The following is a 17,404-nucleotide window of genomic DNA, read 5'->3' on the forward strand; positions in this document are numbered from 1 at the left end:
AAAACTTCCTGAAAACTAGCAGCGGTTTGTAAAACTGCATCGTATTCAACAGGAGTAAAATCTGACAGAGAGAGAATGTGATGTCTATTCCAAGTACTAGTCGGCATAGAGTATTGCAACCGAAAAACATCCCGTAGGATAGGCGTCTCGCCTGTCCTACAATACAAATAACACGGACAGGTCAATAATTTGGACGGGTCAATAATTTGGACAGGCAAGATGCCTATCCTACGTATTAATCTAAAAACGTCTAATGTTTTAAATGAAGAACATTTAGAGAGAAAGAAATTAGCGATAGGAAAATCATAAACCCAATAGCATCAAGCATCGTAGTCACTAATGGACCGCTAATTAATGCTGGGTCTAGTTTCAGTCGCTTCAACCCCATTGGCAAAAATGTACCTAACGTCACAGCAACAAGAGTGTTAGTTGCCATAACCATTCCAGCAACTACTCCAACCCAGCGCTCACTTGGAGATGCCCAAATCATTGACAGCAGTACCATTGTTGTACCCAATGCTAGAGCGGTTCCTAGACCTGCTGTTAGTTCTTTCTTGAGAATCCTCAGAGTATCCTTGGGAGTTACTTCTCCAATACCGAGTCCTCGAATTGTTACTGTCAAAGCTTGAACTCCAACCGTACCACCTGTGTTCGAGAATAAAGGCATAATTACTGCCAGCAATGGTACTGATTTAATTACTTCTTGAAACGGTGCAATTGCACTTGAAGCGCCAATGTACAACGCCATAATTGCCAAAAGCCAGGGTAAGCGCTTGCGAATTGTCATTAAAGGAGGCGCCAAAGCACCGTCATCACCACCACTAACACCCGCTAACTTTTGGATATCCTCAGTTGCTTCCTCTTCCAAAATATCAATCACGTCGTCAATCGTAACGATACCCACTAGTCGTTCTTCACGGTCAACTACTGGTATCGCTATCAAGTCATAGCGCTTCATAATGCGCGCGACTTCTTCTTGGGGAGTTTCGGTAGTAACTTTGATAACTCTATCGCTAGCAATCTCGCGAATCAAAACATCAGGAAAAGTGAACAATAACTGACGTAATGACACAACCCGCACTAGCTTGCGGTTATTGTCGGTGACGTAAGCATAGTAAATCGTTTCTTTGTCTTCGTCTTGGCGCCGAATTTTGCTTAACGCTTCACCAATTGTTAAGCCTTCACGTAACCAAACATACTCGGTTGTCATCACCCTTCCAGCAGTTCCTTCAGGGTATCCAAGCAGAGTAGCTGTAGCTTGTCGCTGTTCAGCACTAAGTTGTTGCAATAACCGCTTTACCACCTTCGCTGGTAGTTCATCAAACAAGTCCGCACGGTCATCTGGACTCATTTCTTCAACAAGTTGTACCACCTGAGCATCATGCAAAGAGTCAATAAGTTCCTCTTGCACCTCTGGAGGTAAATATTCAAAAACATCAATTGCTTGACTTTTGTTGAGCAAACGGAAAGCTATCGCACGCTTTTTTTCTGGTAACTGGGTAATATATTCACCCACATCAACTGGTTGCAAACGATTTAAGTCATGCTTGAACTGGTTCAAGTCAGCAACGTCAACTACTGAATTGCGAGCGTCTTCTAAAAGCATTATTTTTTCTCCTATGATCTCCCCCGCGCTGGGAGATTATTCTCACCAGCAGCCGAGGAGGGTTGTACTGCCATCTTGCGGACTGTTGTCCATAAATCCTTACTAAATCAACATCGATATCCAACGTATTGGCATCGCTAAGTTATAATACTAGCCCGGAATACTAAAATCCGGTAGATGCCTTTTTTTCTAGAGCAATGATATTCATCCACAACCGAAGTGCTGCGGAAATGGCATTATCCTAACAAATATTGGAGTTGAGTAAATTTTACTACTATCATTATCTGTGTCAAGGGAATTGAGAAATTTATTTTCAAGTTTACAAAGTTGAGGTAGCAAGACTTTAAAACGTATTTCAGCTTTCAAAATGCACCTCTGAAGATACGTAATAACACTTAACTGCTTTGGGTTAAAACAATTATGTCTTCCATCAGCTTTGTTAAGTATGAACTTTTACCGGGTTTGATTTTAGGCGTTAAGATAATTTAATCGAACTTGAGTACATTTATTCATCTTAACTTTGGTAGGTTTAGTACTATTCCTCAGAGGGCTTGACGTGAAAAAGTGTACAATCCTTGAAATCTTACAGAAACCGTTTAGAGGCGCCGTTGAAATGTATCAACTAAAGAGAATTACTAGAATAGCAGGTTTAGTGGCTTGGTCAAGATATTTTTTCAAATACAGCAATTAAAGCTTTGTATGATACAGGGAAACCCTCTTATTAATTACAATAAGAGGGATATGAAATAACCATGCAAACTTGGTTAGTACCACTTCGAGGGTGTGTGGTGTAGAGACGCGATGTTCCTCGCGTCTCTACTTAATATTGGTAGATGCAATTATTTAAAAACAAGCATTAACTAGAGCGTTTTAAAGTGCCATCTGCATATAGCTCTAGTGGTACTAGTTCAGATTTGCCGTGTATTTTGATATGAGAATAAACTACTTTAATTAGGGGTGAGTTATTTTCGTTATGACGCGCTGACATGAATAACCTCTTTGACTCAAATAGGAGTTGCGTCTAGTAGTGACTGTATTACTATAGATAACAAATTACATATGAAAATACAGACAAATTTTATACCTTCTTGTAAAGATTTCAAAAAATATTGGCAGTATCTATCCGGTAAATATACGATGTTGCATGAACGTATTCATCGCTATCGACTAGAGTGGTGTTGCAGTAGATAATAAAGTTAATACTTAATCCTGTAGCTCTAGACTCGGCGCCGAGTGTACGGAACATGTAACATAGGTTTACATAATAGATAACGTACCAGCTACAAGATTATTCCTTTCCGGTTATCCCGCATTAACTTATGAAGACTGCTAGCCAACTGCAAAATCGGCTTGAATATTATTATCAGCAGATTAAGACGATTATTCTCAATCGTCAAAATCCAATTACAGGTTTACTGCCAGCAAGCACGGCAATTACTGCTCATGGCGATTACACCGACGCATGGGTGCGCGATAATGTTTACAGTATTTTGGCGGTTTGGGGTTTGGGGTTAGCATATCGCAAGCTCGATGACGATAACGGACGCACTTACGAACTCGAATTCAGTACGGTTAAGTTGATGCGTGGTTTATTGTTCGCGATGATGCGACAAGCTTCTAAAGTAGAACAGTTTAAATATACGCAGTCGCCGTTAGATGCACTGCACGCAAAGTACAATACCTCCAGTGGTGATGTAGTAGTTGGTGATGATGAGTGGGGACACCTGCAACTCGATGCGACATCGATATTTCTGTTGATGCTAGCGCAAATGACGGCATCTGGGTTACAGATTATTTATACGCTTGATGAAGTTAACTTTGTCCAGAATTTGGTTTACTATATTGGACGTGCGTATCGTACACCTGACTTCGGTATTTGGGAACGGGGCAATAAAATCAATCACGGTAATGCTGAATTAAATGCTAGTTCTATAGGAATGGCAAAAGCAGCTTTAGAAGCAATAAATGGACTTGATTTATTTGGTGTAAAAGGTTCTCAAACATCGGTAATTCACGCCTTACCCGATGAAATCGCGCGTACTCGTATTACGTTAGAATCATTATTACCGCGCGAGTCAGCTTCTAAAGAAATCGATGCCGCATTACTAAGCGTGATTAGTTATCCTGCATTTGCTGTAGAGAATTTGGATTTACGCGACCGGACTCGTAATGACATTATTGAGAAACTCGCAGGTAAATATGGTTGTAAGCGTTTCTTACGCGATGGACATCAAACGGTTTTAGAAGATACCCATCGTTTACACTATGAACCTTGGGAGTTAAAACAGTTTGAGAATATTGAGTGTGAATGGCCTTTGTTTTTTACTTACCTAGTGCTAGATGGGTTATTTAGAGGTGATAAAGAACAAGTTGATTTTTACTTAAGTAGTTTGGATACTTTGTTGGTTGAACGGGATGGCATAAAGTTACTGCCGGAGCTTTACTATGTACCTCAAACTCATATTGAAGCTGAAAAAGCGCAACCACAGTCACAGCATCGTTTACCAAACGAGAATGTGCCCTTAGTTTGGGCGCAAAGTTTGTACTATTTAGGTAAACTTCTTAGCGAAGGGTTTATTGCAGTTGGTGATATTGACCCATTGGGTAGACATTTAACAATGGGTAAAAATCGGGAAGCGCTAGTTCAAATTGCCTTACTTGCTTCCGATGAGGACTTGCAGGACAAACTCAAGGTTTACGGTGTTGATACACAAACTCCTTCTCAAGTGGCGCCAACCCAAGTTCGCGAATCGGAAGATTTAATACCAATTTATACACAAGTAGGACGTAACGATAAGCTGGCGTTAACTGGGCGCCCACCACGTCGTCCTCGTAGTTTAACGACTTCGCGCTTTTTCCGACTTAATAGTGAGATGGTAGTATTTTTACCATCTTTCTTAGACTCACAGCAATTTTACTTAACATTGGATTATCATTTTTTGGTAGACCAATTTCGCAGTGAGCTAGCTTATATTCAAAAATACTGGAACGACTTAGGGCGCCCAACTTTAACATTGATGCTGACACATACGATGTGGGAAGTGGGTAGTCAAGCATTACTTGAATTAATGCAGGAACTCAAAGACGGTGTTTGTAACGGAGTTAAAGTTAAGCTGGGAAAACTTAACCAACTGACATTAACAGGCGCCATCGAACGTATAGATTATTCACAAGACTTTGATTTTTTGCATTCTTCCGTCCAAAACGCAGTACCGCGTCCAACTTACCTAGCATTTAGTCTCGATAAAAATTTTCAGCTAGTAAATACGCAGGAATTTCAAATCGAGTATGAAGCAAATTTAGAAATGCTGCTATCGCGCTTGAAGTCGTCGCAAAATATCTATGAACAAATTGAGTTGTTACAACTTCTTGTGCGCTTACAAGGACTTGAGTTTGACACTGGGTTTGGAGGTGCGTCGAAATGTGTTAGCGTTGATAATTTACTTGAAGAAGTTTACAATAAAGCCGCTGAATTAGGCTTGTGGGCAGTAGTTAGAGGTGCTGCGGGTTTACGTCAACTGGCGGATATTAGCTTGTCAGATGTGGTGACGAGTTTAATTGTGCGAGGTAAGCAAATTGCAGTAGGTAAAGCATACAGCGAAGATTCACTAATTACGGTTCCTTTATCCCACAGCGAAATTGTTGAGAAAATAAATAATTTCTGCCGCGAAGATATTCGTGATAGGGTATTAACGCAAGAGATTTTGATTTACTTGAGTAATTTAATTAAATCTGAACCGGAATTATTCAAAGGTTTGTTAACAGTACGTGTTGGGTACTTGATTTTATTATTAACGAGCGAAATCGCACGGGAGTTGATTATTACTCAGGATGAAGCATACGAGCAATTAATGCGGCTATCGCCATTTGAAGTTAAAAGTAACCTCAGAAAGGTGATGCTTGAATATGCAGGGATGAGTAATGTTTTACGTCAGCAAGAATCAATGCGCGTTAAACAAAGAGAAAGCGATATTAATTGGTTTACAGTATCACCAATAACTGAAGAAATTGAACCTCCTGAAGGTGGTTGGCGCCGTTTTCGTAAAGCAGAAGGTTCAACTGGACGAGTGCCAAAGGACTTTTATAAACAAGTCTGGTCGATAATGCAGCACTGTAAAGGTGTGGTAATAGGGGATAAACTTGAACGCCGCAACCGTTTAGATAGCGACGTTATGCTAGCAGAAATGACGGCAGGAGAGAAGAATTTTGCATTGCGGGTTGAGCATTTGCTTAATAAAATTGAATCTCCCGAATATCGCCAAGTATGTATTGAAGCACTCATTGAATTAGGCGCCGTTGCTTCAGAAAACCCCGATTTACAAGTCGAAGACTACATAGTATTAGATGTATTAATTGGTCATGCTGTGAGGCTAGCTTGGTTAGAAATACGACCGGAACGTGGGGATCGATACGATGAAGATAAAGCATCTGCTTGGCGTTCGTTTTATAGTACATCGCCTAGAGAATGTGCTGGTAACATAGTCAAAGCATTCAGATTCTTAACTGAATTTGCCGAAGCTGTTCCTGTTTAAAAAGGCTTCGTCGTAGCATAGGCGTCCCACCTGTGCTGTGTATGGTGGGCACTGCCCACCTTACTATTTACCACAGAGGCACAGAGAGTACAGAGAAAAAACTTTGACATTCAGCTTTTAACGCTTGTAACTCGTCCTCAACTTCTAAAGCTGCAAATTTCTGATTTAAATCTTCTCCAGATAGAAAAGCTTCTAATTCGAGAACTGCGTTTGAATAAGCTTCCATCTCCAGAACTTTTTCTTCCATACGGTCAAAAAGTTGTGTGGGAGTTTCTAAGTATTCAGCATCTAACATTTTTGCAACACCATAGGCAGCAAGTCCAACAACTGCGCCAACTCCAGCCATTGGCGCCGTACCAATACCAAAAGCCAAACCAATTTTAGGCGCGACTAATCCCATTCCACCGACAAAATTTGAAACTGCTACTCCACCTATGGCGCCAACTGCCATTGCACCACAAGCTGTTACATCTCCGTTTATTACTGCTATAAAAGCACCATAAGTTGCGGCGCCAGCAACTGCACCAGCACCAAATAAAGAAGTGGTGCCAATACCTACTGCACCAAACCCCCCTGCTAAACCTATTCCACCTACTGTTGCTGAAACTCCTGCACCTGCAACGGCGCCTGTAGAGATAAATCCTATGCCTGTTTTATTTAAAGGCGCCACTGAACGGTTACATTCTAAGTTATTCATAATCAATATTTCTCATAACTAAATTAGAGTTAGACTTAGAAGCAGTGAATAAAATAGCAAGCGCGCAGTCGTAAGTGTAAAGTGTAAGAATTATGGACAGGATGCCCATGTGTAAAAACTAATGCGGCGCCTGTCATTTGTTTTGTATATAAATAGTTAGGGCATTACATCTCATCTTAATTGTTTTCGTATTAACTCTAATTACTCGTCGATATCATCATTATTTCAAGTAGTTATATTGTTATCAAAACACAGTTTTAAACTTTCAAGAGTTGTTAAATTATTGTTGAGAAGCTTTATTGTCTCCGTCTGTTGCTCAATCTGAGCTTCAATAAAATCTATATATTTATCTGTGGTTGTTTTTGATATTAGCTTTTCTAGAATCAATGCATTATCATTGTTAGTACTTTTTTGCAAAGCTAGTATTGCTTCTTGACGTAATTTTATTCCTTCTTTTTGAGCTTTTTGATAATTTTGATTCATTAATACTAGTTTGTTCTTTGCTACTTGTATAGCTTGCTTGGTTTCCTGAATAGAAAGTTTTAATAAATATTCTGGCTTTAGTTCTTTGCCTTGAAGTTGAATTGATGTCACATTTTCTGATAATAATTTTCCTTGACCACTTTGTCTTTCAGGTGCATAATTATTTAATTTATTTAATTTCTTAATTTGCTCTTTACAAAAACTCAATTTTTGATTAATAGTATTTAACTTTGGCATTTCTTCTCCTGCAAGCTTTGCGAGTCTTCCGGCAATAGCTTCGTGGCGTTCCATCTGAAATTTTGCTTTGCTTGCTAAATCATGCTCACTTTTCTGAACTGCTAATTCATATCTTCTCGTCCACCTATACAAATCAGTTAAAGCTTGTTCATAATCTTTCTGAGCGATAGTTTCAGGGGATATAATTTTAGCTTTTGCTTTATTTGAAGCGGCTAAAGCTTGTTGTACTTGATAGTCTTGGCTGTGAATTACCATATCAAAAAATAGTAGTTTTGTACACTAGTATCATTATAAGCTTCAGTCGATTTGAGTACTTCGCTGTAAACAAGGAAATCTTTTTAAAGCTTGTGTGAAGTATTTTTTAAGAAGATACTCACACGTCATAATAAATTTGACGCTACATAATACTATATATACAAAATAGGTCTGTATTAAATAAACACCCAAAAAACACTGGAACAACTGTAGTTAAAGCACTTTTATCTGATATTATATAAGTGAAAATACTTATAAATCTTTTGCCTTAAAGATTTTTAAGCTGATTATAGAAGGCATATGTAAAACAAAAAGTCAGCAAAACAGCTAGTTAAAGTGAGGCAAAGATTCAGCAAGAAGTCAGCAGAGTAAAATTTTTTAAAGTTAATAAAGTCGATTACACTTAATAAGTATCCAAAATTAAATCAGGGATAAGTACAAGAAATGCTAACTTTAAATTTGATTCGAGGTACAAGGTACTATCAAGAGCTAAAAGAAGAAATTATAGCCGAGGTTATAGATGAAGTTGCAGACAAGATGGCGAAACAAATTATAGACGAGATTCACGGAAAAGCTAAAGCTGAGGTTCAAGAGGAAGTAAAATCTCAGAACACAATAGAACGGAAAATTGACGTAATAAAAAAGTTAAATCTCAAAACAAAAAAGAACGGAAAATTCACATAGGAAAATAAGTTGTAGCAAAGGTTGAAGAAAAAGTCAAAGAAAAGGTTAAAGAAGCATTCAAACTAGATATCGTACCCAAACTTTTACAACTTGGTATTAGTCCGCAGGAAGTAGCAGAAATCTTAGAGTTAGAATTAGAAGCTGTAAATAAAATAGCAAGCGCGCTGTCTTAAGTAGAGACGCGATATATCGCGTCTCTACACATGCGGATTTTACAAATGATTGGTCGCTTAAATGCTGTAACTACTGATGAATTAGCGGAATTTTTAAGCTGCACAGATGAGGAAGAAATACGGTTACTGCTCACCTCAAAATGTAACCAAGAGGATGATATAAATTATTTGTATCTTGACAAAACATGGCACGGTCTACATTTTTTACTAACAGGTGCTTTAGAGGATTATGAGCCTCTTTCATGGATAATATTTGGTAATCATTCTGTTGGAGGCGATGAAAACCAACTGCTTTATTGCTATAGTTGGATTCGACTCAGGTATTTACTTCCTGATGAAGTTGCTGAGGTGGCAAAGGTTTTATCTTCTACTACAGAGAAAAATTTAATAGTGAACTTCTTGCCTCAAGTTATGGAGGAAGCTGAAATTTATCCACAAGGTATCTGGGTTAGAGATGGTGAGGAGGCTTTAAATTGGTTGCTGGTATACTATGACGATTTAGTTAAGTTTTACCAACAGGCGGCATTTGGAGGGAAAGGAGTCATAATGTACATTGATTAACTAATATGTATACGATTCATATAATAGTTTCATATTCTAAAAAAAGCGAAACTCTTGGAAATGCTACCCTACCATAAGTGGATATCCTCCGGATAACGGGAAAACTCAGTTTACTTAACTCAGAATGATAGGAGTTGAAATTTTACTAGTTTATTAAAATTTTTATTGTACTCTATAGAAATCGTATATAAGGGCGGGCAAGGATGCCCACTCCACAAGAATTTTATTAATTTAGTCTGGACCTCATGTGACTAGGAAACCCTATGTATATCAAATGGGTCAAGTTATAAGGTATGTTTAAAAATATCGTTTAAAGTTTAAAATAAAAATTTTTCGATGACTACAGTAGATTTTCCCAAGCATAAGAAGGCTAAAGCGCTAAAACCCGGAAGTCGGCGCCCTGCTAAGGAGTTATGTAGTGAGTGTGGGCTTTGTGATACATATTATGTTCATTATGTCAAGGAAGCTTGTGCTTTTATAAATCAGCAGTTCGAGACTTTGGAAAAACAAAGTCACGGCGCCACTCGTAATTTAGATAATCCAAACGAGTTATATTTTGGTGTACACCAAGAAATGATGGCAGCGCGCAAACAGCAACCTATCGAAGGCGCCCAGTGGACAGGTATAGTAAGCTCGATTGCGATTGAAATGCTCAATCGCGGTATGGTTGAAGGTGTTGTTTGTGTACAAAATACCAAGGAAGACCGCTTTGGACCAATGCCTGTTATCGCTCGCACTCCTGAAGAAGTTTTAGCTGCGCGCGTTAATAAGCCAACTTTATCTCCAAACCTTTCGGTGTTGGAGCAAATTGAACAGTCAGGAATGAAGCGGTTGTTGGTTATTGGTGTTGGTTGCCAAATTCAAGCGCTGCGAGCAGTTGAGAAGCAACTGGGTCTAGAAAAGTTATATGTTTTGGGTACACCCTGCGTTGATAATGTCACGCGCGCTGGGTTACAGAAATTTCTTGATACTACAAGTAAGTCACCTGAAACGGTTGTTTACTACGAGTTCATGCAAGATTTTCGGGTTCACTTCAAGCACGAAGATGGTTCAACGGAGTTAGTGCCGTTTTTTGGGTTAAATACAAAAGAACTCAAAGATGTATTTGCACCATCGTGTATGAGTTGCTTTGACTATGTAAATTCTTTGGCTGACTTGGTTGTTGGGTATATGGGGGCGCCGTTTGGTTGGCAATGGATTTTGGTGCGAAATGACACAGGTAAAGAAATGCTCGATTTGGTAAAAGACCAAATTGATACACAACCTGTAATGTCACAGGGAGATAGAAAAGCTGCTGTTCAACAAAGTATACCCGCTTATGATAAGGGTGTGACTTTGCCAATGTGGGCAGCGAAATTAATGGGAGTGGTGATTGAAAAAATCGGGCCTAAAGGTTTAGAGTACGCGCGCTTTTCGATTGACTCGCACTTTACCCGTAATTACTTATACGTCAAACGACAACATCCAGAGAAGTTAGAAGCACATGTACCAGAGTTCGCAAAGCGAATCGTCGGGCAGTATAAGTTACCAAATTAAAGTAGGGTGCGTGATGCCATAATAATCATGAACTAAAACTAATGAACTAGTAGCGTCACGCACCTTATGAGGAGCGAAGTTCAGAAAAATATAGATGTCATGAAATTGGGTAGGTTGGGTGTCTCGCCTGACAAGAGCGCACAGGCTATAAGCCTATGCTACAACCAGCCAAAATTAATGACATCAGCATTTTTATCTTGGCTGACTGGGTGGTATTTGTTCGGTTGTAATTAATGCTTCCATTACTTCCTTGGCTATCGGCGCCGCGACAGTTCCACCGTATGCTTGTTCGCCTTTTGGTTCATCGACTAATGCTAGTACAACATAACGCGGTGATTCAACAGGTAGTATTCCAATAAAACTTGTAATTCTGGCGCCAGCAATATAACCACCAGAAGCACTCGCTTTCTGAGCAGTACCTGTTTTACCTGCTATGCGATAACCATTAATTTGTGCTTCTTTACCTGTACCTTTTGTAGAAACAACGGTTTCCATCATCTCTACTACTTTTTGAGTTGTAGTTGGTGAGAAGATTTGTCGCGGTTCTGGTCTTGTTGGTGAATAGTGCATTTGACCTTTGCTGTCAAATAATCCTTTGACGACGTGAGGTGTAACTAATTTTCCTCCATTCGCTAATGCTCCTGTCATTTGTACTAGCTGTAATGGTGTGAGTGAAAACCCTTGACCGAAGGAGGTCGTTGCTGGCTCAATTGGTGTAGAAACAAATTCTTCCTGACCTTTAAGTTGACTGGCAACGGAAAAAGGTAAATCTGTCTCCATACCTTGCCCTAAGCCAAGTTTCTCTAACCAACCATAATAAATGCTAGGGCGCATACGCTGCATTATTTGAACCATCCCAATATTGCTGGAGTATTTGAGAATTTGGGCGATATTAATACGTCCGTAACGTTTATCTTCTGAGTTTTTGATTGTACGGTCGCCTACTTGAATTGTTCCAGAATCTCTAAACGTATCATCAGGATTAATAATTCCTGCCTCAAGACCAATAGCTACGTTCAAAGGTTTGAAGGTAGAACCAGGTTCGTATAAGTCAGCAACTGTCCAATTTTTGAATAGTGAAATATCAGCTTTTGAATATTCGTTTGGATTATAAGTCGGTTGTGTCACCATTGCCAGCAGTGAACCGTCGTAAGCGTCCATTACTATTACTGCACCACGCTTTGCGTTGTATTTTTTCATCTGATTTTTTAATGCAAAACGAGCCGCGCGCTGTAAACGGGTATCTATGGTTAATTGCATACCCATGTCGTCGAAATTTGGGAATCCTTCGGGTGCATAGTCTGGCATTAAGGCGCCGTTACCAGCACGACTGAGGCGAACTGTTTGTGCTGAACGTTCTAAAAGCTTTTCTTGACTATACTCAACTCCAGCTTGTCCACGACGGTCAAGATTTACGTATCCGACTACTTCAGATGCTAAATCTTGCGTTGGATAGTAGCGCGCGTATTTTTGCCGTAGCTCAAGACCATCAAAACGTAGTGCGGCTACTCTGTCTGATAGTCCTTCTGCTAGGGCTGAGTTTAATAAAATACCGCTATTTTGAGATGCAAATCGGCTCTCTAGCTCGCTAGCATCTTGGTCTAATATTTTTGCCAGTTCTTCTGCTACTTGGTGACGCGGCTTATTAAATTGTTTTGGATGAGCATATAATGTATAAACTTGACGGTCAATCGCCAACACGTTTTTATTGCGGTCGAGTACTTGCCGACGAGGCATATATGGTCGTAAGTTAACCATTTGCTGGCTTCGCGCTTTTTGCGTTAACTTTGGACCGCGAACAATTTGTAGATTATATAAATTAATACCTAAACCAATACCTGCTGCAACCAATACTCCCCAAACCGTGAATAAACGTAGTTTAATGTTTACTTCTTTGGGTTGTGTTGGCGCCACAAAGGTGTCGTTCTCTCTGTCTAGAGAATTTTTTCGTTGTCGAAGAGGAAATTGCGCGCGCTTGATGCTTCGGAATTTTATTTTACTTGGTGGAAATTTTTGCATATGAAGAATTACAAGTGATGAGTGCTGAGTAAGGAGTGAGGAGCACTTATTAATAGCCTATGGGTATAGAATTTTGCTGAGGGGGCGTATTTACGAGGGTAGATGGTTCGGGTTTTGATACTTCAGGCTCCCGAGGCAGGAAAATTTGATTTGTGGGAGTTGGAGATACTAAACCAGGGCTTTTTTCCGCTTCAGCAGCTATTTTACTTTTGAGTGCATTATTCGTAATTGTCAGTTGTCGCTCATTACGTTGTAATTCTTGTAATTTCCGATACGACTGACTCCAAAGTTGCTGTGAGTAAACAGTCCAACCATAAGCAATTAGCGTTGCAACTACAAGTAAAAAAGATAGTACGGATGTATAGCGGTGTACCGAAGATAAACGTAGCAACCATATTGGCATTGTTTCCACTGCCGAGGACATTACAGGAATTTCATTACCTGCTTTATTAAGACGCGATGATGAACGGTTTGGGCTATGGTTGGTTTTAGATACTTCACCAGAACGTTGTTTTTTATTTAACTCTGGCATCGAAGTTTTAGGAGTACTTATGTTTTGATTCGTCTTTCTTAGATTCTTTGCTTCATGAGACACACTTTTTATTTGTGATGCCGATGAGTTTGTATGTTGAACTGATTGAACATTAGTACTATCATGGGATACAGATAACTTTGAATCACGACGTTGAGAACGTCTGCGTCGGAACCAACCTCCCGTAGCAGAACTATCAACGTTTTTTTTGCGAGCAACAGCCATAATCTTGACTTCTAAGAATGTCAGTACAGTATATTAGGCGCTTGTATTTGTCACTATATACAAAACAAGTCACAAAAAAGCAAAGCGGATAAAGGGGTCTCGCGTTTAAGTCTGGGAACTTACTGGTTGTATGCACAACCCGCGCGTGCCTTGACGTTAACAACAAATTGTAATTTTTGGTATATTAATCCTATATCGCTCTTTAAAAAGCGGGTAAGATAAATTGCCTTCTTGTGTGATATCCTACAATATTGTTACTTGCAAGATAGTGTAAAACCTGTTTTATACCCGGAATACTGGATAAAGACCTTAAAATACATTTAAATGTGTCATATAAAAAAGGTTAAAAAAAATCGACAGATACGGTATGGTATTCAACAGGCTGAAATTTTTTATTGCCGCATTTTGGTGAAAGAGGAGTTATGAAAATTAGAATCCTTGGTATTGCTCTCGTTTTAGGTTTGGCTACAACTCTCGGCGCCTGTGAAAGCGGTGGTGGTGGTGATGCAGGTAGCACTGCTAGCCCAGCTGCTACATCAGAACCCACTGATACTGGTGCTGGAACTGGTTCAACGCCTACTGCTACAGCCCCTGCTAGTACTGCTACAACCCCTGCTGCTCCTGCTACGACAGGTACAGCTAAACCCACTGGAACTGCTACTCCTAAACCAAAAAAATCCTAAGCATTGGTTCAGTGAGATAGCTAAAATCACGCACTTCCGTTATACTCCTCACTACGTCCCGATTGCAGTTTAAGTAGAGTGTGGAGTCAATAGTTAAAGTTTTGAAAATGTTCGGATGTAAACAAAATCCGTTCTTTTTGCCTTGAAAAAAATATTGACCTGACGAAGCTTTTTGTCTTTGCCAGGTCATTATTTATATCTAGCAATTTTTAATATTTCAATCATCAAGTCAAATATAGCTACATAACTATCTATGTTTATTGAGCTTGCTAATTTTGAAAAGAAGGAAGGGGGAGAAAAAGACAGATGGATGTAACAGTTAAAAAACTATTTTCATTTCTGACTCTTGTTGCTATCACTAGTGTGTTGACTGTTGTAGCTAGTGGTTTAAGCTATGTAGCTTCATCTTTACCACCCCCGGATGATATTCCTGAAGAAATCCTACGGACAGAAATTATTACAGCCGCGCGTTCTCCGATAGATGGGAAAGCACTCACAGCTGCTGAATACTTAGAATTACAATCACAACTCTCGGTTGTTCCACCCCCAAAACTAGACCCCAAAATTCGCCAAAATATTTTTCTGCTGCGTCTGCGAGGCGCATTAAAGTCAATTTTCCCATTTTTGAGTTTTTAGTGCCTAGTCTTGTTGCCCTGCCGAAGCGATAATATGCCTATTTTCCATTTAAGTAGCGACAAATTTGAAAATAAATGTAAAGAATATATATATAAATAAATAAAAAAGCAAATTTACTTAGCTAATAAATCGATTACGTAGGTAGCTGCATGTCTATGACCACCATCGCCCCTGAACAGGTTAACCGCATCATCTGGAATCAGCATCACGACCCGTTTGAGGTTCTTGGTTCCCACCTTGTCGAACAAAATGGTACGAATGTCTGGGCTGTGCGAGCCTACTTACCAAATGCCAGCGCAGTATGGGTAGTTCTTCCTGAAGAGAGAAAAGAATTTCTGATGGAAAGTGTATATGACCCTCATTTTTTTGAATGTCGGATTGAAGCTAAAGAACTGAACAATTATCAGTTACGTATTAAAGAGGGTGAACACGAGCGTGTTACCTACGACCCTTATGCTTTTCGTTCTCCTCGTCTGACTGAGTTTGATTTACATATTTTCTCGGAAGGAAACCATCACCGGATTTACGAGAAGTTAGGAGCGCACTTCATCGAGGTTGATGGTGTAAAAGGTGTATATTTCGCTGTATGGGCGCCTAACGCGCGTAACGTCTCGATACTTGGCGATTTTAATAGCTGGGATGGACGTAAACACCAGATGCGTAAAGGTGCTACTGGGATTTGGGAATTATTTATACCCGAACTTGAGGTAGGAACCCACTACAAATATGAAATCAAAAATATTCACGGACATATTTACGAAAAAAGCGACCCATACGGCTTTCAACAAGAACCTCGCCCAAAAACAGCTTCAATTGTCACTGACCTGAGTTCCTATCAATGGCAAGATGAAGAATGGATGGAAAAACGGCGCCATACAGAACCTCTCAATCAACCGATATCGGTTTATGAACTTCATTTAGGTTCGTGGTTGCACGCTGCTAGCACAGATATACCAAAAAATCCTGATGGAACAAATGCACCTATTGTTCCAGTTTCCGAACTCAACCCTGGCGCCCGCTTTCTCACATATCGTGAACTAGCTGAACGTCTTATCCCTTACGTGAAAGAATTGGGGTACACCCATATTGAAATGCTGCCAATTGCCGAACATCCATTTGATGGGTCTTGGGGATATCAAGTAACTGGATATTACGCACCTACTTCAAGATATGGGACTCCAGAAGACTTTATGTACTTTATCGACCAATGTCATAAAAATGATATTGGTGTGATTGTAGACTGGGTGCCTGGACATTTTCCAAAAGATGGACATGGTTTAGCATTCTTTGACGGTACACATCTTTATGAACATGCTGACCCTCGCAAAGGTGAACATAAAGAATGGGGAACGCTTGTATTTAACTATTCGCGAAATGAAGTTCGTAACTTTTTAGTGGCGAATGCTTTATTCTGGTTTGATAAATATCATATTGATGGGATTCGCGTGGATGCTGTAGCATCAATGCTTTATCTTGACTATTGCCGTAAAGAAGGAGAATGGGTAACAAATCAATACGGTGGTAGAGAAAATATTGAAGCTGCCGATTTTTTACGTCAGGTTAATCATTTACTTTTTAGCTACTTTCCAGGTGTGCTTTCGATAGCCGAAGAGTCTACATCTTGGCCGATGGTGTCTTGGCCTACTTATGTTGGTGGACTTGGTTTTAACTTGAAGTGGAACATGGGCTGGATGCATGACATGTTAGATTACTTCAGCATGGATCCTTGGTTCCGTCAGTTCCACCAAAACAATATTACTTTTAGTATTTGGTATAACCATAGCGAGAACTTCATGTTAGCGCTATCGCACGACGAGGTTGTGCATGGTAAGAGTAATATCATTGGGAAGATGCCCGGTGATAGATGGCAAAAGTTCGCCAACGTGCGTTGTTTATTCTCATATATGTTTGCTCATCCTGGTAAGAAAACCATGTTTATGAGCATGGAATTTGGACAATGGAGCGAGTGGAATGTTTGGGGCGATTTAGAGTGGGGTTTGTTACAGCACGAACCGCATCAGTTGTTAAAGCTGTTTTTCCAAGACTTGAATCATCTTTACCGCAGTGAACCTGCATTATATTCCCAAGATTTTGCTCAAGAGGGTTTTGAGTGGATTGATTGTAGTGATAACCGTCATAGTGTTGCTTCGTTTATTCGTCGTGATAAAGATACGAATGATTTTATCGTCGTAATTTGTAACTTTACACCACAACCTCATTCGCATTACCGTATCGGTGTTCCTGAACCCGGTTTTTACACTGAGTTATTTAACAGCGACGCGCGTAAATACGGTGGTAGCAATATGGGTAATTTAGGAGGTAAGTGGACTGACAACTGGTCGATGCACAGTCGTGAGTATTCACTGGACTTGTGCTTACCACCATTGGGTGTGCTACTGCTAAAGCTGGATAAAAATAGAACAGCGGAAGTGATGAATCAACAAATGTAACGGTTAATCCCCCCAACCCCCCTTAATAAGGCCTACCGTGTACACATAACTTTTTGGCATCGGGAGCAGGGAGGTATTGGATGCAGGGGGAGGCT

The 17,404-nt window shown here is 39.8% G+C and carries 13 protein-coding genes and 1 pseudogene; 7 read left to right on the top strand and 7 right to left on the bottom strand.

The features are described from left to right. The 3 genes and pseudogenes from AC2JBO_RS32610 to AC2JBO_RS32620 form a co-directional block, all read right to left on the bottom strand. Positions 1-107, bottom strand: a pseudogene (locus tag AC2JBO_RS32610) (aspartate carbamoyltransferase); the annotation flags it as partial. Between the two features lie 143 nt (positions 108-250). Then, complete coding sequence (gene mgtE / locus AC2JBO_RS32615; RefSeq protein WP_496957785.1) at positions 251-1,606, bottom strand: magnesium transporter; 1,356 nt, start codon at positions 1,604-1,606, stop codon at positions 251-253. An 856-nt stretch (positions 1,607-2,462) separates the two neighbouring features. Continuing rightward, entirely contained in the window at positions 2,463-2,594 is a 132-nt protein-coding gene (locus AC2JBO_RS32620; RefSeq protein ID WP_496957786.1) for a hypothetical protein, read from the bottom strand. Positions 2,595-2,925: 331 nt separating this feature from the next. Here AC2JBO_RS32620 and AC2JBO_RS32625 point away from each other — a divergent pair, with 331 nt between their 5' ends. Then, the gene (locus AC2JBO_RS32625; protein ID WP_496957787.1) at positions 2,926-6,138 is read left to right on the top strand and encodes a phosphorylase b kinase regulatory subunit alpha/beta; all 3,213 of its coding nucleotides are present in this window, start codon (positions 2,926-2,928) and stop codon (positions 6,136-6,138) included. A 67-nt stretch (positions 6,139-6,205) separates the two neighbouring features. Here the strand turns inward: AC2JBO_RS32625 and AC2JBO_RS32630 are convergent, their stop codons facing one another. Continuing rightward, on the bottom strand, positions 6,206-6,835 hold the full coding sequence (locus AC2JBO_RS32630) for a PspA/IM30 family protein (RefSeq protein WP_496957788.1): 630 nt from the start codon (positions 6,833-6,835) through the stop codon (positions 6,206-6,208). 225 nt (positions 6,836-7,060) lie between these two features. After that, complete coding sequence (locus tag AC2JBO_RS32635) at positions 7,061-7,810, bottom strand: hypothetical protein (protein WP_496957789.1); 750 nt, start codon at positions 7,808-7,810, stop codon at positions 7,061-7,063. A gap of 444 nt (positions 7,811-8,254) precedes the next feature. On the opposite strand from AC2JBO_RS32635, the gene AC2JBO_RS32640 reads away from it, so the two are divergent. From AC2JBO_RS32640 to AC2JBO_RS32650, 3 genes are all read left to right on the top strand, one after another. After that, positions 8,255-8,494 carry a hypothetical protein gene (locus AC2JBO_RS32640; protein ID WP_496957790.1) on the top strand — a complete coding sequence of 80 codons (240 nt, stop codon included), beginning with the start codon at positions 8,255-8,257 and terminating at the stop codon, positions 8,492-8,494. A 218-nt stretch (positions 8,495-8,712) separates the two neighbouring features. Next, positions 8,713-9,228 (top strand): YfbM family protein, encoded by a 516-nt coding sequence (locus AC2JBO_RS32645; protein WP_496957791.1) that lies wholly within the window; start codon positions 8,713-8,715, stop codon positions 9,226-9,228. A gap of 336 nt (positions 9,229-9,564) precedes the next feature. Next, positions 9,565-10,764: a Coenzyme F420 hydrogenase/dehydrogenase, beta subunit C-terminal domain gene (locus AC2JBO_RS32650; RefSeq protein ID WP_496957792.1), complete on the top strand. Its 1,200-nt coding sequence runs from the start codon at positions 9,565-9,567 to the stop codon at positions 10,762-10,764. A 192-nt stretch (positions 10,765-10,956) separates the two neighbouring features. Here the strand turns inward: AC2JBO_RS32650 and AC2JBO_RS32655 are convergent, their stop codons facing one another. Then, positions 10,957-12,783, bottom strand: a complete 1,827-nt coding sequence (locus tag AC2JBO_RS32655; protein ID WP_496957793.1) for a peptidoglycan D,D-transpeptidase FtsI family protein — start codon at positions 12,781-12,783, stop codon at positions 10,957-10,959. A gap of 49 nt (positions 12,784-12,832) precedes the next feature. Further along, complete coding sequence (locus tag AC2JBO_RS32660; RefSeq protein WP_496957794.1) at positions 12,833-13,540, bottom strand: hypothetical protein; 708 nt, start codon at positions 13,538-13,540, stop codon at positions 12,833-12,835. A 422-nt stretch (positions 13,541-13,962) separates the two neighbouring features. Here AC2JBO_RS32660 and AC2JBO_RS32665 point away from each other — a divergent pair, with 422 nt between their 5' ends. From AC2JBO_RS32665 to glgB, 3 genes are all read left to right on the top strand, one after another. Further along, on the top strand, positions 13,963-14,223 hold the full coding sequence (locus AC2JBO_RS32665; RefSeq protein WP_496957795.1) for a hypothetical protein: 261 nt from the start codon (positions 13,963-13,965) through the stop codon (positions 14,221-14,223). Positions 14,224-14,529: 306 nt separating this feature from the next. Beyond that, positions 14,530-14,859, top strand: coding sequence for a hypothetical protein (locus tag AC2JBO_RS32670; RefSeq protein ID WP_496957796.1), 330 nt, complete (start codon positions 14,530-14,532; stop codon positions 14,857-14,859). Between the two features lie 155 nt (positions 14,860-15,014). Beyond that, positions 15,015-17,309 carry a 1,4-alpha-glucan branching enzyme gene (glgB, locus tag AC2JBO_RS32675; RefSeq protein ID WP_496957797.1) on the top strand — a complete coding sequence of 765 codons (2,295 nt, stop codon included), beginning with the start codon at positions 15,015-15,017 and terminating at the stop codon, positions 17,307-17,309. Positions 17,310-17,404: the final 95 nt, after the last annotated feature.

The organism is Calothrix sp. CBUCES-K 9914 (assembly GCF_059640475.1).